We start from the raw sequence: 19141 nt of genomic DNA, 5'->3' as shown, positions 1-19141 counted from the left end.
GGCTCGTTACTCCTTCGCGGACTCGACCGCGTGGCCGCCGAACTGGTTGCGCAGCGCCGCGATCATCTTCATCTGGGGGGAGTCGTCCTGCCGCGAGGCGAACCGGGCGAAGAGGGACGCCGTGATCGCCGGGAGCGGGACGGCGTTGTCGATGGCGGCCTCGACGGTCCAGCGTCCTTCGCCGGAGTCCTCGGCGTAGCCGCGCAGCTTGTCCAGGTGCTCGTCCTCGTCCAGGGCGTTGACCGCGAGGTCGAGCAGCCAGGAGCGGATGACGGTGCCCTCCTGCCAGGAGCGGAAGACCTCGCGGACGTTCTCCACGGACTTGATCTTCTCCAGCAGCTCCCAGCCCTCGGCGTAGGCCTGCATCATGGCGTACTCGATGCCGTTGTGGACCATCTTGGAGAAGTGCCCGGCGCCGACCCGGCCCGCGTGGACGTAACCGTAGGGCCCCTCGGGCTTGAGCGCGTCGAAGATCGGCTGGAGTCGATCGACGTGCTCCTTGTCGCCGCCGACCATCAGCGCGTAGCCGTTCTGCAGGCCCCACACTCCGCCGGAGACGCCCGCGTCGATGAAGCCGATGCCCTTGATGCCGAGCTCGGTGGCGTGCTTCTCGTCGTCCGTCCAGCGGGAGTTGCCGCCGTCCACCACGATGTCGCCGGGGGAGAGCAGGGCGGCGAGTTCGTCGATGACGGACTGGGTGGGCGCGCCGGCCGGGACCATCACCCACACCACGCGCGGCGCTTCGAGCTTCTCGACGAGTTCGCCCAGGCTCTTGACGTCCGAGACTTCAGGGTTGCGGTCGTAGCCGACGACGGTGTGGCCCGCGCGGCGGATCCGCTCGCGCATGTTGCCGCCCATCTTGCCGAGACCGATGAGTCCGAGCTGCATGTCAGTTCACTTCTTCCGGATCGTTCTTGAGCGTGCGGTACGCGGCCACGAGGGCGGCGGTGGACGGGTCCAGACCGGGGACGTCGGCACCCCGAGTCAGGGCGGGCTCGACGCGCTTGGCGAGCACCTTGCCCAGCTCGACGCCCCACTGGTCGAAGGAGTCGATGTTCCAGATCGCGCCCTGGACAAAGACCTTGTGCTCGTAGAGGGCGATCAGCTGGCCGAGGACCGACGGGTTCAGCTCGGTGGCCAGGATCGTGGTGGTGGGGTGGTTGCCCTTGAAGGTGCGGTGCGCAACCTGCTCCTCCGGCACGCCCTCCGCGCGCACCTCCTGCTCCGTCTTGCCGAAGGCGAGCGCCTGGCCCTGCGCGAACAGGTTCGCCATCAGCAGGTCGTGCTGTGCCTTGAGCTCGTCGCCCAGCTCGGCGACCGGCTTCGCGAAGCCGATCAGGTCGGCCGGGATCAGCTTGGTGCCCTGGTGGATCAGCTGGTAGTAGGCGTGCTGGCCGTTGGTGCCCGGGGTGCCCCACACCACCGGGCCGGTCTGCCACTGCACCGGGTGCCCGTCGCGGTCCACCGACTTGCCGTTGGACTCCATGTCCAGCTGCTGGAGGTAGGCGGTGAACTTCGACAGGTAGTGCGAGTACGGCAGCACCGCGTGCGACTGGGCGTCGAAGAAGTTGCCGTACCAGATTCCCAACAGGCCCAGAATCAAGGGCGCGTTGGCCTCGGCGGGTGTGTTGCGGAAGTGCTCGTCGACGATGCGGAAGCCGTCCAGCATCTCCCGGAACCGCTCGGGACCGATCGCGATCATCAGCGACAGTCCGATGGCCGAGTCGTACGAGTAGCGGCCGCCGACCCAGTCCCAGAACTCGAACATGTTGTCCGGGTCGATGCCGAACTCGGTGACCTTCCCGGCGTTCGTCGACAGGGCGACGAAGTGCTTGGCGACCGCCTTTTCGTCGCCCTCGAAGGCCGCGAGCAGCCAGGACCGGGCCGAGGTGGCGTTCGTGATCGTCTCGATCGTGGTGAACGTCTTCGACGCGACGATGAACAGCGTCTCCGCCGGGTCCAGGTCCCGCACCGCCTCGTGCAGGTCGGCACCGTCCACGTTCGACACGAACCGGAACGTCAACTCGCGTGCCGTGTACGCGCGCAGCGCCTCGTACGCCATCGCGGGGCCCAGGTCGGAGCCGCCGATGCCGATGTTGACGATGTTCCTGATCCGCTTGCCGGTGTACCCGGTCCACTCGCCCGACCGGACCCGGTCCGCGAAGTCGGTCATCTTGTCGAGCACCGTGTGCACCTTGGGCACCACGTTCTCGCCGTCGACCTCGATCACCGCGTCCCGGGGCGCGCGCAGCGCGGTGTGCAGCACGGCCCGCTGTTCGGTGGTGTTGATCTTCTCGCCGCGGAACATGGCGTCCCGGAGGCCGAACACGTCGGTGGCGGTGGCCAGTTCCTGGAGCAGGGCCAGGGTCTCGTCGGTGATCAGGTGCTTGGAGTAGTCGATGCGCAGATCACCGACGCGTACGACGTAGCGCTCCGCACGCCCGGGGTCCTGGTCGAACAGGTCCCGCAGGTGTGCGTGCCACTGGGCACGGTGGTCCTCCAGTTCGGCCCACTCGGGCCGCCGGGTGAGCCTCGGGCTGTCAGACATGGGCGGCACCTTCCTTGGCACCGTCGCCGCCGCGCAGGGCGATGGCGTACATCTCGTCCGCGTCGAGGCGGCGCAGCTCCTCGGCGATCAGTTCGGAGGTCGGGCGCACCTTCAGCGCCAGGGTGCGCGAGGGCTGGCCGGGCAGGGTGAGTGTGGCCAGCGGGCCTTCGGGGCGGTCGATGACGATCTCGCCCTTGTCGGTGCCCAGCCGGACGGCCGTGACGACCGGTCCCGCGGTGACGACCCGGTCGACGGACACCTTCAGACGGGCTTCCAGCCAGCGGGCCAGCAGCTCGGCGGCCGGGTTCTCCGCCTCGGCCTCCACCGCCGCGGAGGTCACCTTGGTGCGGGCCTGGTCGAGCGCGGCGGCCAGCATCGACCGCCACGGCGTCAGCCGGGTCCAGGCCAGGTCGGTGTCGCCCGGCGCGTAGGAGGCGACCCGGGCGCGCAGCACCCGCTGCGGGTCCTCGACGGCGTACAGGTCGGTGATGCGGCGCTGCGCGAGGGCGCCCAGCGGGTCCTTGGCCGGGTTGTCCGGCGCGTCCACCGGCCACCACACGACGACGGGCGCGTCGGGCAGCAGCAGCGGCAGGACCACCGAGTCGGCGTGGTCGGACACCTCGCCGTACATCCGCAGCACGACCGTCTCGCCGGTGCCGGCGTCGGCACCCACCCGGACCTCGGCGTCCAGGTGCGACCGGGTGCGGTCGCGCGGGGTGCGGGCGTGCCGCTTGATGACCACCAGGGTCCGCGAGGGGTGCTCGTGCGAGGCGTCCTCGGCCGCCTTCATCGAGTCGTAGGCGTTCTCCTCGTCGGTCACGATGACCATGGTCAGGACCATGCCCACGGCGGGGGTGCCGAGGGCGCGGCGGCCCTGCACCAGCGCCTTGTTGATCTTGCTTGCCGTGGTGTCGGTCAGGTCGATCTTCATGGCCTGCGCCAGCTCCGTCCGTCTCGTGCGAGCATCTCGTCGGCTTCCTCGGGACCCCAGCTGCCCGAGGCGTACTGCGCGGGCTTGCCGTGCGTCGCCCAGTACTCCTCGATCGGGTCGAGGATCCTCCAGGACTCCTCCACTTCCTCCGTACGGGGGAAGAGGTTGGCGTCGCCGAGGAGTACGTCCAGGATCAGCCGTTCGTACGCCTCCGGGCTGGACTCGGTGAACGACTCGCCGTAGGCGAAGTCCATCGTGACGTCCCGGATCTCCATCGACGTACCCGGCACCTTCGAACCGAAGCGGACGGTCATCCCCTCATCGGGCTGCACCCGGATGACGATCGCGTTCTGGCCCAGTTCCTCCGTGGCCGTGGTGTCGAAGGGGGAGTGGGGCGCCCGCTGGAAGACGACCGCGATCTCCGTCACCCGGCGGCCCAGGCGCTTGCCCGTCCTGAGGTAGAACGGCACGCCCGCCCAGCGGCGGTTGTCGACCTCCAGCTTGATCGCCGCGTAGGTGTCCGTGGTGGACGCCGGGTCGATGCCCTCCTCCTGGAGGTATCCGCGCACCTTCTCGCCGCCCTGCCAGGCCGCCGCGTACTGGCCCCGCACGGTGTGCGCCCCGAGGTCCTCGGGCAGCTTCACCGACTTCAGGACCTTCATCTTCTCGGTGACCAGCGACGCGGCGTCGAAAGCGATGGGCTCCTCCATGGCCGTCAGGGCCATCAGCTGGAGCAGGTGGTTCTGGATGACGTCCCGGGCGGCTCCGATGCCGTCGTAGTAGCCGGCGCGGCCGCCGATGCCGATGTCCTCGGCCATGGTGATCTGCACGTGGTCCACGAAGGACCGGTTCCAGATCGGCTCGTACATCTGGTTGGCGAACCGCAGCGCCAGGATGTTCTGGACGGTCTCCTTGCCCAGGTAGTGGTCGATGCGGAACACCTGGTCCGGCTCGAACACCTCGTGCACGATCCGGTTCAGCTCGCGCGCGCTCGCCAGGTCGTGGCCGAACGGCTTCTCGATGACCGCGCGCCGCCAGGAACCCTCCGGAGCGTCGGCGAGGCCGTGCTTCTTCAGCTGCTGGACGACCTTCGGGAAGAACTTCGGCGGCACCGACAGATAGAACGCGTAGTTGCCGCTGGTGCCCCGGGAGGCGTCCAACTCGTCGACCGCGGACTTCAGCTGCTTGAACGCGGTGTCGTCGTCGAAGTCACCCGGGATGAACCGCATGCCCTCGGCGAGCTGCTGCCACACCTCCTCGCGGAAGGGCGTACGGGCGTGCTCGCGCACCGCGTCGTGCACCACCTGCGCGAAGTCCTGGTCGGCCCAGTCGCGCCGGGCGAACCCGACGAGGGAGAAGCCCGGCGGCAGCAGACCGCGGTTGGCCAGGTCGTAGACCGCCGGCATCAGCTTCTTGCGGGAAAGGTCACCGGTGACACCGAAGATGACCAGGCCGGAAGGGCCTGCGATACGGGGCAGACGGCGGTCCCGGGGGTCGCGCAGCGGGTTGTCCCAGGCGGGCGAACCGCTGTCCGGTGGGGTGAGGGCGGCTTCGAGCACCAGCGTGCTCTCCGCCGGAGCCGCGCCCTGTGCCATGGTCTCGTCGCTCATTCCGCGTCAACTCCCTTGCTGTCCAGGGACTTCGTCACGGCGTCCAGCAGGTCCTGCCAGGCCGTCTCGAACTTCGCGACGCCCTCGTCCTCGAGCTGCTGCACGACCTCGTCGTAGGAGATCCCGAGCCGCTCCACGGCGGCGAGGTCGGCGCGGGCCTGCTCGTAGCCACCCGTCACCGTGTCGCCGTGGATGTCGCCGTGGTCGGCGGTGGCGTCCAGAGTGGCCTCCGGCATGGTGTTGACCGTGCCCGGCGCGACCAGTTCGTCGACGTACAGGGTGTCCTTGTACGCCGGGTCCTTCACGCCGGTGGAGGCCCACAGGGGGCGCTGCCTGTTCGCGCCCGCGGTCTCCAGCGCGCTCCACCGCTCGGATGCGAACGCCTTCTCGTAAGCCTCGTACGCGAGCCGTGCGTTCGCGAGCGCGGCCCGGCCCGTGAGAGCCAGGGCCTCCTCGGTGCCGAGCTTCGTCAGGCGCTTGTCGATCTCGGTGTCGACGCGGGAGACGAAGAAGGAGGCGACGGAGTGGATGGCGGACAGGTCGAGACCGGCCGCCCGGGCCTTCTCCAGACCGGCGAGGTAGGCGTCCATGACCTGGCGGTAGCGCTCCAGTGAGAAGATCAGCGTCACGTTGACGCTGATGCCCTGGCCGATGACCTCGGTGATGGCCGGCAGGCCCGCCTCGGTCGCCGGGATCTTGATCATCACGTTGGGTCGGTCGACCAGCCAGGCGAGTTGCCTGGCCTCGGCGATGGTCGCCGCCGTGTTGTGGGCGAGGCGCGGGTCGACCTCGATGGAGACCCGGCCGTCCCGGCCGTCCGTCGCGTCGTACACGGGCCGCAGGATGTCGGCGGCGGCGCGGACGTCGGCGGTGGTCATCATGCGGACGGCCTCCTCGACCGTCACACCGCGCACGGCCAGGTCGGCCAGCTGCTCCTCGTAGCCCTCTCCGGAGCCGATGGCGGCCTGGAAGATGGACGGGTTGGTGGTGACGCCCACCACGTGCTTGGTCTCGATGAGTTCCGCGAGGTTGCCGGACGCGATCCGCTTGCGGGACAGGTCGTCCAGCCAGATCGACACGCCCGCCTCGGACAGGCGCTTCAGGGGCTCCGCGGCTGCGGTTGCTTCGGTCACTGTGATCATCTTCCTTCTGGCGATCGGATCAACCGCGGACGGCGGCCAGGGATTCCCGGGCGGCGGCGGCCACGTTCTCGGGGGTGAAGCCGAACTCGGCGAACAGGGTCCCCGCGTCGGCGGAGGCGCCGAAGTGCTCCAGGGACACGATGCGGCCGTTGTCGCCGACGTACCGGTACCAGGTCAGGCCGATACCGGCCTCGACGGCCACCCGGGCCTTCACGGACGGCGGGAGGACGCGCTCGCGGTACTCGGCGGGCTGCTCCTCGAACCACTCCACGGACGGCATCGACACCACCCGGGTGCCCACGCCCTCGGCCTCCAGCTGCTCCCGCGCGGCGACGGCGAGCTGCACCTCGGAACCGGTGGCGATCAGGATGACGTCCGGCGTCCCGGTGGAGGACTCCTTCAGGACGTAACCGCCCTTGGCCGCATCGGGGTTCGGGGCGTACGTCGGCACGCCCTGGCGGGTGAGCGCGAGCCCGTGCGGGGCGGGGTTGGTGGAGTGCCGCTTGAGGATCTCGGCCCAGGCGATCGCGGTCTCGTTGGCGTCGGCCGGGCGCACGATGTTCAGGCCCGGGATCGCGCGCAGGGCAGCGAGGTGTTCGACCGGCTGGTGGGTCGGGCCGTCCTCACCGAGGCCGATGGAGTCGTGCGTCCACACGTACGTGACGGGCAGCTGCATCAGGGCGGACATGCGGACCGCGTTGCGCATGTAGTCGGAGAACACCAGGAACGTGCCGCCGTAGACACGGGTGTTGCCGTGCAGGGCGATGCCGTTCATCTCCGCGGCCATCGAGAACTCGCGGATACCGAAGTGGATGGTGCGGCCGTACGGGCTCGCCTCCGGCAGCGGGTTGCCCTTCGGCAGGAAGGACGACGTCTTGTCGATGGTCGTGTTGTTCGACCCGGCGAGGTCGGCGGAGCCGCCCCACAGCTCGGGAAAGACCGCGCCGAGCGCCTGCAGCACCTTGCCGGAGGCGGCACGCGTGGCGACGGACGCGCCCTCCTCGAACTCCGGAAGCGCCTGCTCCCAGCCGTCGGGGAGCTGACCGGCCACGACACGGTCGAACAGCTTCGCGCGCTCGGGCTGGGCACCGCGCCACTCGGCGATCCGCTTGTCCCAGGCGGCGTGCGCCTCGGCGCCCCGGTCCAGGGCCTGACGGGTGTGGGCGAGGACCTCGGGGGCCACCTCGAAGGACTTCTCCGGGTCGAAGCCGAGGACGCGCTTGGTGGCGGCGACCTCGTCCGCGCCCAGGGCCGAGCCGTGGGCGGCCTCGGTGTTCTGCGCGTTCGGGGCCGGCCAGGCGATGATCGTGCGCATCGCGATGATCGAGGGGCGCTCGGTCTCGGCCTGCGCCGCCTTCAGCGCCGCGTACAGCGCGTGGACGTCGACGTCGCCGTTCTCGGCGGGCTCGATGCGCTGCGTGTGCCAGCCGTAGGCCTCGTAGCGCTTCAGCACGTCCTCGGAGAACGCGGTCGCGGTGTCGCCCTCGATGGAGATGTGGTTGTCGTCGTACAGGAAGACGAGGTTGCCGAGCTTCTGGTGGCCAGCCATCGAGGAGGCCTCGGCGGAGACGCCCTCCTCCAGGTCGCCGTCGGAGACGATCGCCCAGATCGTGTGGTCGAAGGGGGACTCGCCCGCGGGGGCGTCCGGGTCGAACAGACCGCGCTCGTAGCGGGCGGCCATCGCCATGCCCACCGCGTTGGCGACGCCCTGGCCGAGCGGGCCGGTGGTGGTCTCGACACCGGCCGTGTGCCCGTACTCAGGGTGACCGGGCGTCTTCGAGCCGTGCGTGCGGAACGCCTTGAGGTCGTCCAGCTCCAGCTCGTAGCCGGCCAGGAAGAGCTGCGTGTAGAGGGTCAGCGAGGTGTGGCCGGGGGAGAGGACGAAGCGGTCACGGCCCGTCCACTCGGGATCCGCCGGATCATGGCGCATCACCTTGTGAAAGATCGTGTACGCGGCCGGGGCCAGGCTCATCGCGGTGCCCGGGTGGCCGTTGCCGACCTTTTGCACGGCGTCGGCCGCCAGGATGCGGGCGGTGTCGACGGCCCGCCGGTCGAGCTCGGTCCATTCGAATCCGTCGGTGCTCTGCGCACTCATCTTCAAGTAGTCCTCACTGGATGCGGAATCGCTGGTGGAACGCGTTCAAACCTAAAAGTCTGACTTTTGCCGGGGAAGGTGCGCCTGTGTCAGCCTTCGGTGAAAGTGGGACATCGACAGTGGTACCGAGGCGGCACGAGAAGGACATGGCGGACAGAACCCTGCAAGACGGCGACGGGATCAGGACATACGCGTTCCCGGTCGACCTGAGCGTGTGCGGCGTCGGCATGCAGGTGGGCCCGATGGGGCCCGGGCGCACCTGGCACGAGGACGCGCCGCTGGACCGTGTCCACCGCATCGATTTCCATGTGGTGATGCTCTTCACTGGCGGCCCCGTGACACACATGGTGGATTTCGCCGAGTACGAGATGACCGACGGCGACCTTCTGTGGATCCGCCCCGGGCAGGTCCACCGCTTCTCCCGGGCGAGCGAGTACCGCGGCACCGTGCTCACCATGCAACCCGGCTTCCTCCCCCGCGCCACGGTGGAGGCCACGGGTCTGTACCGCTACGACCTGCCGCCGCTGCTGCACCCCGACCCGGCGCAGCTCGCCGCGCTCCGGGCGGCCCTCGCCCAGCTCGGGCGCGAGTACGAGGACACCACCACGCTGCCGCTCCCTCTGCACACCGAGGTGCTGCGGCACTCGCTGACCGCGTTCCTGGTACGCCTCGCGCACCTCGCCACCAGCTCCGCCGAGGCGGCCCGCGACCAGCTCGACAGCACCTTCACCCGGTTCCGGGACGCGGTGGAGAAGGACTTCGCGACCAACCACAGCGTCAGCGCCTACGCCGACGCCCTCGGCTACTCCCGCCGCACCCTGGTCCGCGCCGTCCGTGCCGCCACCGGCGAGACCCCCAAGGGCTTCATCGACAAGCGGGTGATCCTCGAGGCCAAGCGCCTGCTGGCGCACACGGACCTGCCGATAGGCCGCGTCGGCGCCGCCGTGGGTTTCCCCGACGCGGCGAACTTCTCCAAGTTCTTCCACCAGCACACGGACACGACGCCGGCGGCGTTCCGGGCGGAGCTGCGCTGAACACCTCGCGGGCACGACGTGGCAGCCGTGGCCCCGGCCGGTCAGGGCGCCGGGGCCACGGCTGCGGGTTCGGCACCTACCGCAGGCCGCCCAGCCGGGTACGGATCGCGGTGCGCCAGGCGTCGGTACCGGTACTGGCCGACCGCGGCGACCTTGGGGAACACGCCGCCCTCCGGCCGGCCCACGAGGCGGGCCGCGGCGCGGCGGATGCCGGTGAGCCGCTGCCGCACCGCCGCGTCGGCGGCGAAGAGGGCCTCCTGCTCGGGCAGTCCGAGGTCGGCGGCGTCGACGAAGACTTATGGATTGCCGGCGGACACCGGCGACACGGAGGACGCCGTCGAGTTCACCGTGCGGCGCCCCGGTGGGCAGCAGGTCGCGCAGGCGCCGAGGGGGCTGGTAGGCGAAGTCCACGGCGAACGTCGGCGTGCGGCTCGTTCCGTCGACCTCGCACTCGACTCGGTCACCGGTGTTGAGGACGTCGACGCGCAGCCGGGAGGCAGCCGCGGTGAGCGTGGTGCACCAGCCGACCGGTCTGCTGCCGATCGAGAACAGCGGTGAGCCGTCTGTCCTGTATGCCTGGATCTTCCTGCTGCTCGCCGCTTTCGGTCCCGGCCCGTGGGCGCTCGAGCGGCTGCTGTCCACCGGCAGGCAGGAGCCGCAGTCGGTCGCTGTCGCCGACCAGGCCGCGGCGAACGCGTAACGTGCCCAGCCGAGCTCGGGCGTCGCGCTGAGCTCCATGCATGGGAAAGGGACCCCGCGCACGCGTGCGCGGGGCCCGTTTCCCGTGGGGGAGAGTGGCGGTCAGTGCCCGAAGTCGAACCAGTTCACGTTGACGAAGTCGTTCGGTTGACCGCTGGTGAAGGTGAGATAGACGTCGTGCGTGCCGGTCACGGAAGTGATGTTGGCCGGGACCGTCCGCCAGCTCTGCCAGCCACCGGTGTCGGCCACCGCGAAGCTGCCGATCGGTGCGCTGCTCCGGCTGTCGAGCCGTACCTCCACCAGGCCGCTCACTCCACTCGCCGCACCGCTCGCGACCCGGCCGTAGAACTGCTTCGCGGCCGTGGAACCGAAGTCGACCCCCTTGTACAGCGCCCAGTCGCCGTTGGCCAGCGAGCCGATGTCCTGGCCGCCGCCGGTGTCCGTGGTGGTCTCGGTGGCCACGCCGGACTGGCTGTCGTACGACTCGGCCTGGATCGCGCTGTAGGCGTCGCGGTTGCCCGACGGCGGAGGTGTGGTACCGCTCCCACCGCCCGAGGACTGGAGGACCTGGACGTAGTCGACCACCATCGGGTGGTCGGGCTGCGTGTCGTTGTCCGGGCCGCCGCCGAACGCGCCCGGGAAGCCGCCGCCCATCGCCACGTTCAGGATGACGAAGAACCCGTGGTTGGTGGCGTTGGCCCAGGTCGTCGCGTCGACCTGGTCCGCGGTGACCGTCTGGTAGTTGACGCCGTCGACGTAGAAGCGGATCGCCTCCGGGCTCACCGAGCGGTCCCACTCCATGGAGTAGGTGTGGAAGCCGGACTGGCAGGTGGTGTTCGGACACGCGGTGGAGTTGCCGATGCCGCTGGTCTCGTTGCACGGGCCGCCCGGGTTGGTGCCGCAGTGCATCGTGGCCCACGTCTTGTTCAGGCCCTGGACGTTCTCCATGATGTCCAGCTCGCCGACGGACGGCCAGTTCTGGTAGTTCCCGCGGTAGGGCGCGCCCAGCATCCAGAACGCGGGCCAGTAGCCCTCGGCGGCGGTGCCGGTCACGTTCGGCATCTGCAGCCGGGCCTCGACGCGCAGCTTGCCGCCGGCCGGGGGCTGGAAGTCGGTGCGGGTCGTCTCGATACGGCCCGAGGTCCAGTGGCCGGAGGCGTCGCGGCGCGGGGTGATGAGCAGGTTGCCGTTGCCGTCCAGCGAGACGTTGCTGGTGCTGGAGGTCATGGTCTCGACCTCGCCGGTGCCCCAGTTGGCGGCGCCGCCCGGGTACGACGTCCCGGTGTCGTACTGCCAGTTGGAGGTGTTGACGCCGGAGCCGGCCGGGCCGTTGAAGTCGTCGAGGAAGACCTGGCTCCAGCCCGACGGGGGAGCGGGGGCGGAGGCGTTCGCGGACGGTGCGGCGGCCGTGGCGGCGACCACGGCGAGCACGGTCGTGCCGAGGGCGGCGAGGAGCGCCCGCCTGACGGGGCGGCGCCTTCTGGGTATGCCGGAGGAATCGCTCATGGGGGGTGCCTCTCGGGTACGGAGGGTTGACGCGCGGGTGCCCGGTGAGAGCGCCTGCGGCTTCTTGAGAGCGCTCTCACGCGGTGGTTGCGCGCTCAATGTGCTCTCCGTCACTCCGGCCGTCAAGAGGTGAAGCAGAGAAAGTCCGCGCGGGTCAGGGGAGTTCAGGTGGTGAAGGGAGGAGACTTCCGGGATGTCCGTCCGGGGAGCTCTCCCGCCTTCCGGTGCCGCCGACGGGTTCGACCGCGACACGTCACCGGGAGCGAACGATCACCGTGCCTCCGGCTGCCACCCCAGCGCTCGTGAGATCCCCCGCGCCGCGAGCCGCACCGCCGGGACGAGGGCCGGTACCTGGGCCGTCGCGTGGGGGACCACGACCGACACCGCCGCGGTCACGGTGCCGTCCCGGTCGCGGACCGGGGCCGCCACCGACAGGGCGTCGTCCGTCACCTGACGGCTGCTCACCGCAGCGCCCGAGCGCCGCACCTCGGCCAGTTCGCGGCGCAGCCGTTCCGGATCCGTGAGGGTGTACGGGGTGAACGCGGCCAGCGGCCCCGAGCAGTACTCCTCCTGGAACGCCAGGTCGCTGTGGGCCAGCAGCGCGAGCCCGACCCCCGTGGCGTGCAGCGGCCAGCGGGCGCCGACCCGGATGTGCACGCCGACGGCGGAGCGCCCCGAGAGCCACTCGATGTACACGACCTCCGCGCCGTCGCGCACGGCGAGCTGCACGTTCTCGTGCGTCGCCTCGTACAGGTCCTCCAGGTACGGCAGTGCGACCTGCCGCAGCTGGAGCCCGCGCGGGGCGAGCGCCGCGATCTCCCACAGCCTCAGGCCCACGTGGTAAACGCCGTCCCCGTCCCGCTCCAGCGCGCCCCACTCGGTCAGCGCGCCCACCAGCCGGTGCGTGGTGGTGAGGGTGAGGCCGGCCCGGCGGCTGATGTCGGTCAGGCAGAGCGCCGGATGCGCGTGGTCGAAGGCGGCGAGTACGGCGAGCAGCCGGTCCGGCGCGGAGCGTGCCGTCTGCGGGGGCAGGGCGTCGGCGGTCATCGGAACGGGTCACCCGAGTCCGGTCTCGGCGACTCTGAGCAGCAGTGCGTGCAGGACCTCCCGCTCGTCGGCGTCGAGCGGCCGGAGCAGTTCGTCGGTGACCCGCGAACCCGCCTCGTCGGTTCCGCGCAGGAAGGCGCGGCCGGCCTCGGTCAGCACGACGATACGGCTGCGCCGGTCGTCGGGGGAGGGGCGGCGTTCGGCGAAACCGAGCTTCTCCAGGTCGTCGACCAGACCGACGATCGCGCTCGGGTCGTAGCCGAGGGAGGTGCTCAGCTCGCGCTGGAGGGCGCCCTCGGAGCCGGCGAGGAAGCGCAGCAGCGCGTAGTGGCGCAGCCGCAGGCCCGACTCCTGGAGGAAGGCGTTGAACAGCTGACCCGAGCGCAGCCCGAGCCGGTACAGCAGATAGCCGGTGTCCGCGTGCAGCCCGCGCATCCACGGCTCCCGGGCGTCGATGGGGTCGGCGGAGGTGGGGGCGTGCTGCTGGCCGGTGATGACGGGCTCCCTGGGCCGGGCCTCCGGGCAGAGGCGGTCGGAGGCGGTACGGACTGCTGCCCACAGCATGCCGCAAGGACCGGTCGGCAACAACTATTGACGACAACAATGATTGTCCTTAGCTTCGATCTCGAAGCCGCACGCCGTCGGAGCCGCAGACGCCCCTGCCGCAGCGCGCCCGGTGGCCGACCCGTCTGGAAGGGACCCGCTCGTGCCCAGCATCGATCTCACCGGCAAGGTGGCCGTCGTCACCGGAAGCGGCCGTGGCCTCGGCCTGGCCTACGCCCACGCCCTGGCCGCCCACGGCGCCGCCGTGGTCGTGAACGACGTCGACGAGGCCGTCGCCGAGCAGGCCGTGAAGTCCATCACCGAGGCGGGCGGCAGGGCCGTGGCCGAGGTCGTCGCGGTCGGCACCAGCGAGGCCGCCGACCGGCTGGTCGCCCGTGCCGTGGAGGAGTTCGGCCGGCTCGACATCCTGGTCACCAACGCCGGCATCCTGCGCGACAAGGTGCTCTGGAAGATGACCGACGACGACTTCGACGCGGTGATCACCACGCATCTGCGCGGCACCTTCACCTGCGCCCGCGCCGCCGCCGTCCGCATGCGCGAGCAGGGGGAGGGCGGCACCCTGATCCTGGTCGGTTCCCCGGCCGGCCAGCGCGGCAACTTCGGCCAGACCAACTACGCCGCCGCCAAGGCCGGCATCGCCGCCATGGCCCGCACCTGGTCGATGGAGCTGGCCCGCGCGAACATCACCGTCAACGCGATCGTGCCGGTCGCCGCCACCGCCATGACCGAGACCATCCCCGCCTTCGCCCCGTACATCGAGGCCATGAAGAACGGGGAGCCGCTGCCCGACTTCCTCCGCAAGGGCGAGGGCTTCGGTACCCCGGAGGACTGCGCCGCCCTCGTCCCCTTCCTCGCCTCCGAGGCCGCGCGCGGTGTGACCGGCCAGGCCATCGGCATCGGTGGCGACAAGGTGGCACTCTGGTCGCATCCGCAGGAGATCAGGGCGGCGTACGCCGACGGCGGCTGGTCCCCGGGCGCCCTCGCCGACGTCTGGACCACCTCGGTCGGCGCCGAACCGCAGACCGTCGGCATCCCCGCGCCGAAGTTCCCGGAGGCGTGATGGACCTCAACGAACTCGTCGCGATCGACGTCCACACCCACGCGGAGGTCTCCGCCAAGGGCCACTCCTCCCTGGACGACGACCTGCACGACGCGTCCACCGCCTACTTCAAGGTGGAGGGCAAGCGGAAGCCGACGCTTCAGGAGACGGCCGCGTACTACCGCGAGCGGAAGATGGCCGCCGTGATCTTCACGGTCGACGCCGAGTCCGCGACCGGCACCCGACCCGTCCCCAACGAGGAGGTCGCCGAGGCCGCCGCCGCCAACCCGGACGTGCTGATCCCGTTCGCCTCCATCGACCCCTTCCGCGGCAAGGCGGGCGTGAAGCAGGCCCGCCGTCTGGTCGAGGAGTACGGGGTCAAGGGCTTCAAGTTCCACCCCAGCATCCAGGGCTTCTTCCCCAACGACCGCTCGGTGGCCTACGGCCTGTACGAGGTCATCGAGGAGACGGGGACGATCGCGCTCTTCCACACCGGCCAGACCGGCATCGGCGCGGGCGTCCCCGGCGGGGGCGGGATCCGCCTGAAGTACTCCAACCCGCTGCACGTGGACGACGTGGCCGCCGACTTCCCCCATCTGAAGATCATCCTGGCGCACCCGTCCTTCCCCTGGCAGGACGAGGCCCTCGCCGTCGCCACGCACAAGCCGGGCGTCCACATCGACCTGTCCGGCTGGTCGCCGAAGTACTTTCCGCCGCAGCTCGTCCAGTACGCCAACACCTTGCTCAAGGACAAGGTGCTCTTCGGCTCCGACTTCCCCGTCCTCACCCCCGACCGCTGGCTCGCCGACTTCGAGCAGCTGTCGATCAAGGACGAGGTCCGGCCGAAGATCCTCAAGGAGAACGCCGCCCGCCTGCTCGGGCTGACGAAAGCGTAAAGGGGCCGTGAGATGCGCAACGAGGGACTGGGGTCATGGCCCGCACGCCGGGCCCGCAAGACCCCGCACCGCACCGCCCTGATCCACGGCGACCGCAGCGTCACGTACGCGGAGCTGTACGAACGCACCACCCGGCTCGCGCACGCCCTGCGCGCCCGGGGCGTGCGCCGCGGCGACCGGATCGCCTACCTCGGACCCAACCATCCCGCCTATCTGGAGACGCTGTTCGCGGCGGGCACCCTCGGCGCGGTCTTCGTCCCGCTCAACATCCGCCTCGCCGGACCGGAGATCGCCTACCAGCTCGCCGACTCGGGCGCCAAGGCCCTCCTCTACGCGCCCTCGCTGGCCGCGCTCGTCGCCGGCCTGCCGGGCAGCACCGATGTGCGCACCTACGTCGAAGTGGGCCGCGAGTACGAGGAGTTGCTGGCCGCCGCGAGCGACGAGCCGATCGACCAGCCCGTCCCCCTCGACGACACCTGCATCATCATGTACACCTCGGGGACCACGGGCCGCCCCAAGGGCGCCATGCTCACCCACGGCAACCTGGTCTGGAACGCGTTCAACGTCCTCGTCGACCACGACCTGATCGCCGACGAACGCGCCCTGGTGTCCGCCCCGTTGTTCCACACGGCCGGGCTGAACATGCTCACCCTGCCGGTCCTGCTCAAGGGCGGCACCTGCGTCCTGGTCGAGTCCTTCGACCCGGACGCCACCTTCGACCTGATCGAACGCCACCGGATCACCTTCATGTTCGGGGTGCCGACCATGTTCGACCAGGTGGCCCGGCATCCGCGCTGGGCCGGGGCCGACCTGTCCAGTCTGCGCATCCTCACCTGCGGCGGCTCCCCGGTCCCGACCCCGCTGATCGCGAGGTACCAGGAGCGCGGGCTCACCTTCCTCCAGGGCTACGGCATGACCGAGGCCGCGCCCGGCACCCTTTTCCTGGACGCCGAGCACGCGGTCGGCAAGGCGGGCTCGGCCGGTGTGCCGCACTTCTTCAGCGACGTACGGGTGGTGCGCCCCGACCTCACCCCGGTCGGCGTCGGCGAGACCGGCGAGGTCGTGGTGCGCGGCCCGCACGTCATGCCCGGCTACTGGGGCCTGCCGGAGGAGACCGCGGCCGTGTTCGCCGACGGCTGGTTCCGCAGCGGGGACGCGGCCCGTGTCGACGAGGACGGATACGTCTACATCGTCGACCGCATCAAGGACATGATCATCTCGGGGGGCGAGAACATCTACCCCGCCGAGATCGAGGACCAGCTCCTCGCCCACCCCGACATCGTCGAGTGCGCCGTCATCGGCGTCCCCGACGACAAGTGGGGCGAGGTGCCGCGCGCGGTCGTCGTCCCCCGCGAGGGCGCCACGCTCGACCCGGACGAGGTCATCGCCTCACTCGCCGGGCGGCTCGCCAAGTACAAGATCCCCAAGTCGGTGGTGATCGCGGACGCCCTCCCGCGCACCGCCTCCGGAAAGCTCCTGAAGTCCCGGGTCCGCTCCCGGTACGGCACCGACTCCTAGACACAAGGACCACACATGAGCATCACCGTCAACGGCCTCGACGAACTCAAGAAGCTGGCCGGCAGCGACCTCGGCACCAGCGAGTGGATCGAGGTCACCCAGGAGCGGATCAACCTGTTCGCCGACGCGACCGGCGACCACCAGTGGATCCACATCGACCCGGAGAAGGCCAAGGAGGGCCCGTTCGGCGCGCCCATCGCGCACGGCTATCTGACCCTCTCCCTCTTCATCCCGCTGTTCACCGAGCTGCTCGAGGTCGAGGGCGTGTCGACGAAGGTGAACTACGGCCTGAACAAGGTGCGTTTCCCCGCTCCGGTGAAGGTCGGCTCCCGCATCCGGCTGGTGGCGAAGCTCGCCTCGCTGGAGGACGTGCCGGGCGGGGTGCAGATCACCGTCGACGGCACGATAGAGATCGACGGCGGCGGGAAGCCGGCGGCCGTGCTGCAGAGCCTGTCGCGGTTCTACGCCTGAGGCGGGGGCGTTCTGCCTGAGGCAGGGGCGCAGGGCGCACGCCCGGAGCCCCACCCGGGTTCCCCCGGCGGCGGGTGACAATGCGCACGGGAGTCCTCCCCGGGCCCGCCGCAACCTCGCCTCCCGTTCCGCCGTCTAACTGGCATGCAGGGCCCGCGCGGCGGGTCCCGCATCCGGACCAGGGGGACAGCTCATGCGCGTGCAGCAATTCCACAAGGTGTCGGCCGCCGCCGTGGTGCTCGCGGCGGGACTCGCGCTCACCGGCTGCAACGGCGACGACGGCAAGCACAGCACGGTGAGCGCCGCTCCGTCCGCCACGGCGTCCTCGTCGGACCCCACCCCGGGCTCCGGCGGGAGTTCGGCGGGCAGCGGTGCCTCGCCGACGGCCGGCTCCGGCACCGCGACCGGTGGTACGAGCGGCACGCCCGGCTCGGCCACGGCGTCCACGGGACCCCGGACCACCGCGCGGGCCGCCGCCACCTGCAGGACCGCACACCTGACGTTCGCCAAGGGCGACGCGTACGGCAAGGGCCCGTATTCGAACATTCCCGTACGACTGACGAACTCCGGCCCCGCCGCCTGCTCCCTGCACGGCTTCCCGGGCGTGGACCTGGTCGGCGGAAACGGACACCTCCGTGCCCGGCGGAGCGCCGAGGCCCCGCACACCGTGGTCCTCGCCCCGGGCCGGAGCGCGACCTTCGTGCTGGTCGTGCCGCAGAACTACGGCGGCGGCAGGGGAGTGACCTTCACCCGCGCGGTGATCACCCCGCCGCGGGAGATCCACCCGCACATCCTGCGGCTCACGGTGAACCTGCCCGCCAAGGGTGACGGTCCCGACGACCGGTCCGTGACCGTCGGTCCCGTCACCCGGTAGCCGCCGCGGTCAGTGGTTCATGAACGACGTGACGGGCAGCGCCCGTTCGACGATCCGCACGTCGCCGAGACGGCCGTGCAGGATCTGGTCGATCTTCCCGGCGTACTCGTATCCGCCGAGCAGCCACGGCAGCCCCACGGAGGTGATCCCGACCGCGGCGGACCTCGGATTGCGGACGACCGGGCAGCCCTCCACGTAGAGGTCGTTGCCGCGGCCGGACAGGTCGCGGACGGTGCCGGAGACGGGCGACTCGAAGCGCCAGTAGGCGACCGTGCCCGGTATCAGCATCTTCGATGCAGGTCGGGCGGGACGGGCCGGTACCGGGTCGAAGCCGGAGAAGCGCTCCGTGAAGTCGATCTCGACCGGGAACCGGTCGGCGTCCCCACTGAGTTCGATCTCCTGCCGCTCCAGCTCGTTCAGCCCCTTCACGGCCCGGCCGAGGATCCACGGCGAGACCGTCTCCACGTCGATGACGTTCCCGTCCAGGTCGAAGTGGTAGAGGCGGATCATCGCCGCGCCGCCGAAGTAGCGGTTCTGGTAGTTCGTCAGGTGCAGACGCACCTCGTTTCCGGCCGCGTTCGGAGTGATGGCCGACCGGGGCGCCCGCGCTGCGGTCGGGGTACGACTCCCAGGGGCCCTGCCCGAACCACTCCAGCAGATCGAGGCCCGGCGTCGTCTCGAACACCGACCCGACCCGCGCCACATCGTCGAACTCCTCGGGCAGCTCGGCCTCTTCGTCGACCCGGACGCCGCCCTAGACCGGTGTGAACACCTGCCGGTGCCGCACGACCCCGACGGTGCCGTCGTACTCCGCGTCCACGGTCACCAGGCCGCCGTCCCGCCGTACCGACACGACCTTGCGGACCAGCGTGTCGAGCCCCCAGGCCCGCCAGCGCAGCGCCATACCGCCCAGTTCGTCGTTGTCGGTGGGCGCCCGCAACAGGGACAGCATGCCCGTCGTCCAGATCTCCTCGCCCGGCGTCGGTGGCTTGCCCAGGCCCGTGAGGCCGAGGTCGTAGAAGAGCAGCCCGGTCAGCAGGACCTCGGGCCGGTCGTCGGCCACGCGTACGTCCTCTCGTCAGAACCGCTCAAACTCGGTGCACGGAATCGTGCGCTGCTCGACGAGATTGGTCAATACTCAAGCAGAAGTGAGCATAGAAATGATTG

Annotated in this window: 16 protein-coding genes and 3 pseudogenes; 7 read left to right on the top strand and 12 right to left on the bottom strand. The window is 70.5% G+C overall.

Annotated elements, in window-relative coordinates:
* Nucleotides 1–6: 6 nt before the first annotated feature.
* The 6 genes from gnd to tkt are packed head-to-tail and all read right to left on the bottom strand — an operon-like array spanning nucleotide 7 to nucleotide 8326.
* On the bottom strand, nucleotides 7–888 hold the full coding sequence (gnd, locus tag ACFYZJ_RS13235) for a phosphogluconate dehydrogenase (NAD(+)-dependent, decarboxylating) (protein WP_388566505.1): 882 nt from the start codon (nucleotides 886–888) through the stop codon (nucleotides 7–9).
* 1 nt (nucleotide 889) lies between these two features.
* Nucleotides 890–2548 carry a glucose-6-phosphate isomerase gene (gene pgi, locus ACFYZJ_RS13230; protein WP_388566503.1) on the bottom strand — a complete coding sequence of 553 codons (1659 nt, stop codon included), beginning with the start codon at nucleotides 2546–2548 and terminating at the stop codon, nucleotides 890–892.
* Nucleotides 2541–3479: a glucose-6-phosphate dehydrogenase assembly protein OpcA gene (opcA, locus tag ACFYZJ_RS13225; RefSeq protein WP_388566500.1), complete on the bottom strand. Its 939-nt coding sequence runs from the start codon at nucleotides 3477–3479 to the stop codon at nucleotides 2541–2543. Before opcA ends, pgi begins: the two co-directional genes overlap by 8 nt.
* Nucleotides 3476–5089: a glucose-6-phosphate dehydrogenase gene (zwf, locus tag ACFYZJ_RS13220; RefSeq protein WP_388566497.1), complete on the bottom strand. Its 1614-nt coding sequence runs from the start codon at nucleotides 5087–5089 to the stop codon at nucleotides 3476–3478. The genes opcA and zwf overlap by 4 nt, the downstream gene beginning before the upstream one ends.
* Complete coding sequence (gene tal, locus ACFYZJ_RS13215) at nucleotides 5086–6231, bottom strand: transaldolase (RefSeq protein WP_388566494.1); 1146 nt, start codon at nucleotides 6229–6231, stop codon at nucleotides 5086–5088. Before tal ends, zwf begins: the two co-directional genes overlap by 4 nt.
* A gap of 19 nt (nucleotides 6232–6250) precedes the next feature.
* Entirely contained in the window at nucleotides 6251–8326 is a 2076-nt protein-coding gene (tkt, locus tag ACFYZJ_RS13210; protein ID WP_388566491.1) for a transketolase, read from the bottom strand.
* A gap of 146 nt (nucleotides 8327–8472) precedes the next feature.
* On the opposite strand from tkt, the gene ACFYZJ_RS13205 reads away from it, so the two are divergent.
* Nucleotides 8473–9360, top strand: a complete 888-nt coding sequence (locus ACFYZJ_RS13205; RefSeq protein WP_388566488.1) for a helix-turn-helix domain-containing protein — start codon at nucleotides 8473–8475, stop codon at nucleotides 9358–9360.
* 505 nt (nucleotides 9361–9865) lie between these two features.
* Entirely contained in the window at nucleotides 9866–10060 is a 195-nt protein-coding gene (locus ACFYZJ_RS13200) for a DoxX family protein (RefSeq protein WP_388566485.1), read from the top strand.
* A gap of 101 nt (nucleotides 10061–10161) precedes the next feature.
* On the opposite strand, the gene ACFYZJ_RS13195 is transcribed toward ACFYZJ_RS13200, so the two are convergent.
* From ACFYZJ_RS13195 to ACFYZJ_RS13185, 3 genes are all read right to left on the bottom strand, one after another.
* Nucleotides 10162–11565 carry a glycoside hydrolase family 16 protein gene (locus ACFYZJ_RS13195; protein ID WP_388566483.1) on the bottom strand — a complete coding sequence of 468 codons (1404 nt, stop codon included), beginning with the start codon at nucleotides 11563–11565 and terminating at the stop codon, nucleotides 10162–10164.
* Nucleotides 11566–11835: 270 nt separating this feature from the next.
* A complete protein-coding gene (locus tag ACFYZJ_RS13190; RefSeq protein ID WP_388566481.1) occupies nucleotides 11836–12612 on the bottom strand; it encodes an IclR family transcriptional regulator in 777 nt (258 codons plus the stop codon).
* A gap of 9 nt (nucleotides 12613–12621) precedes the next feature.
* On the bottom strand, nucleotides 12622–13176 hold the full coding sequence (locus ACFYZJ_RS13185; RefSeq protein ID WP_388566478.1) for a MarR family winged helix-turn-helix transcriptional regulator: 555 nt from the start codon (nucleotides 13174–13176) through the stop codon (nucleotides 12622–12624).
* 142 nt (nucleotides 13177–13318) lie between these two features.
* Here ACFYZJ_RS13185 and ACFYZJ_RS13180 point away from each other — a divergent pair, with 142 nt between their 5' ends.
* From ACFYZJ_RS13180 to ACFYZJ_RS13160, 5 genes are all read left to right on the top strand, one after another.
* Nucleotides 13319–14236 carry an SDR family NAD(P)-dependent oxidoreductase gene (locus ACFYZJ_RS13180; RefSeq protein WP_388566475.1) on the top strand — a complete coding sequence of 306 codons (918 nt, stop codon included), beginning with the start codon at nucleotides 13319–13321 and terminating at the stop codon, nucleotides 14234–14236.
* A complete protein-coding gene (locus ACFYZJ_RS13175) occupies nucleotides 14236–15111 on the top strand; it encodes an amidohydrolase family protein (protein WP_388566472.1) in 876 nt (291 codons plus the stop codon). The genes ACFYZJ_RS13180 and ACFYZJ_RS13175 overlap by 1 nt, the downstream gene beginning before the upstream one ends.
* A gap of 12 nt (nucleotides 15112–15123) precedes the next feature.
* Nucleotides 15124–16629 carry an o-succinylbenzoate--CoA ligase gene (gene menE, locus ACFYZJ_RS13170; protein WP_388566470.1) on the top strand — a complete coding sequence of 502 codons (1506 nt, stop codon included), beginning with the start codon at nucleotides 15124–15126 and terminating at the stop codon, nucleotides 16627–16629.
* Nucleotides 16630–16644: 15 nt separating this feature from the next.
* Entirely contained in the window at nucleotides 16645–17100 is a 456-nt protein-coding gene (locus tag ACFYZJ_RS13165) for a MaoC family dehydratase (protein ID WP_388566468.1), read from the top strand.
* 193 nt (nucleotides 17101–17293) lie between these two features.
* Entirely contained in the window at nucleotides 17294–17974 is a 681-nt protein-coding gene (locus tag ACFYZJ_RS13160; RefSeq protein ID WP_388566465.1) for a DUF4232 domain-containing protein, read from the top strand.
* Between the two features lie 9 nt (nucleotides 17975–17983).
* Here the strand turns inward: ACFYZJ_RS13160 and ACFYZJ_RS13155 are convergent.
* The 3 pseudogenes from ACFYZJ_RS13155 to ACFYZJ_RS13145 form a co-directional block, all read right to left on the bottom strand.
* Nucleotides 17984–18586, bottom strand: a pseudogene (locus ACFYZJ_RS13155) (hypothetical protein); the annotation flags it as partial.
* A pseudogene (locus ACFYZJ_RS13150) lies at nucleotides 18495–18923 on the bottom strand (beta-galactosidase); the annotation flags it as partial. The pseudogenes ACFYZJ_RS13150 and ACFYZJ_RS13155, both read right to left, overlap by 92 nt.
* Nucleotides 18924–19037: pseudogene (locus ACFYZJ_RS13145) on the bottom strand (carbohydrate kinase family protein); the annotation flags it as partial.
* Nucleotides 19038–19141 lie beyond the last annotated feature (104 nt).

This window comes from Streptomyces sp. NPDC001848 (assembly GCF_042891915.1).
Taxonomy (GTDB): Bacteria; Actinomycetota; Actinomycetes; order Streptomycetales; family Streptomycetaceae; genus Streptomyces.
This window is presented reverse-complemented; position numbering and strand designations above follow the sequence as displayed.

Coding starts and splice junctions, on each gene's coding strand:
- gnd (WP_388566505.1), bottom strand. CDS start 888: ATGCAGCTCGGACTCATCGGTCTCGGCAAGATGGGCGGCAACATGCGC.
- pgi (WP_388566503.1), bottom strand. CDS start 2,548: ATGTCTGACAGCCCGAGGCTCACCCGGCGGCCCGAGTGGGCCGAACTG.
- opcA (WP_388566500.1), bottom strand. CDS start 3,479: ATGAAGATCGACCTGACCGACACCACGGCAAGCAAGATCAACAAGGCG.
- zwf (WP_388566497.1), bottom strand. CDS start 5,089: ATGAGCGACGAGACCATGGCACAGGGCGCGGCTCCGGCGGAGAGCACG.
- tal (WP_388566494.1), bottom strand. CDS start 6,231: ATGATCACAGTGACCGAAGCAACCGCAGCCGCGGAGCCCCTGAAGCGC.
- tkt (WP_388566491.1), bottom strand. CDS start 8,326: ATGAGTGCGCAGAGCACCGACGGATTCGAATGGACCGAGCTCGACCGG.
- ACFYZJ_RS13205 (WP_388566488.1), top strand. CDS start 8,473: ATGGCGGACAGAACCCTGCAAGACGGCGACGGGATCAGGACATACGCG.
- ACFYZJ_RS13195 (WP_388566483.1), bottom strand. CDS start 11,565: ATGAGCGATTCCTCCGGCATACCCAGAAGGCGCCGCCCCGTCAGGCGG.
- ACFYZJ_RS13190 (WP_388566481.1), bottom strand. CDS start 12,612: ATGACCGCCGACGCCCTGCCCCCGCAGACGGCACGCTCCGCGCCGGAC.
- ACFYZJ_RS13185 (WP_388566478.1), bottom strand. CDS start 13,176: ATGCTGTGGGCAGCAGTCCGTACCGCCTCCGACCGCCTCTGCCCGGAG.
- ACFYZJ_RS13175 (WP_388566472.1), top strand. CDS start 14,236: ATGGACCTCAACGAACTCGTCGCGATCGACGTCCACACCCACGCGGAG.
- menE (WP_388566470.1), top strand. CDS start 15,124: ATGCGCAACGAGGGACTGGGGTCATGGCCCGCACGCCGGGCCCGCAAG.
- ACFYZJ_RS13165 (WP_388566468.1), top strand. CDS start 16,645: ATGAGCATCACCGTCAACGGCCTCGACGAACTCAAGAAGCTGGCCGGC.
- ACFYZJ_RS13160 (WP_388566465.1), top strand. CDS start 17,294: ATGCGCGTGCAGCAATTCCACAAGGTGTCGGCCGCCGCCGTGGTGCTC.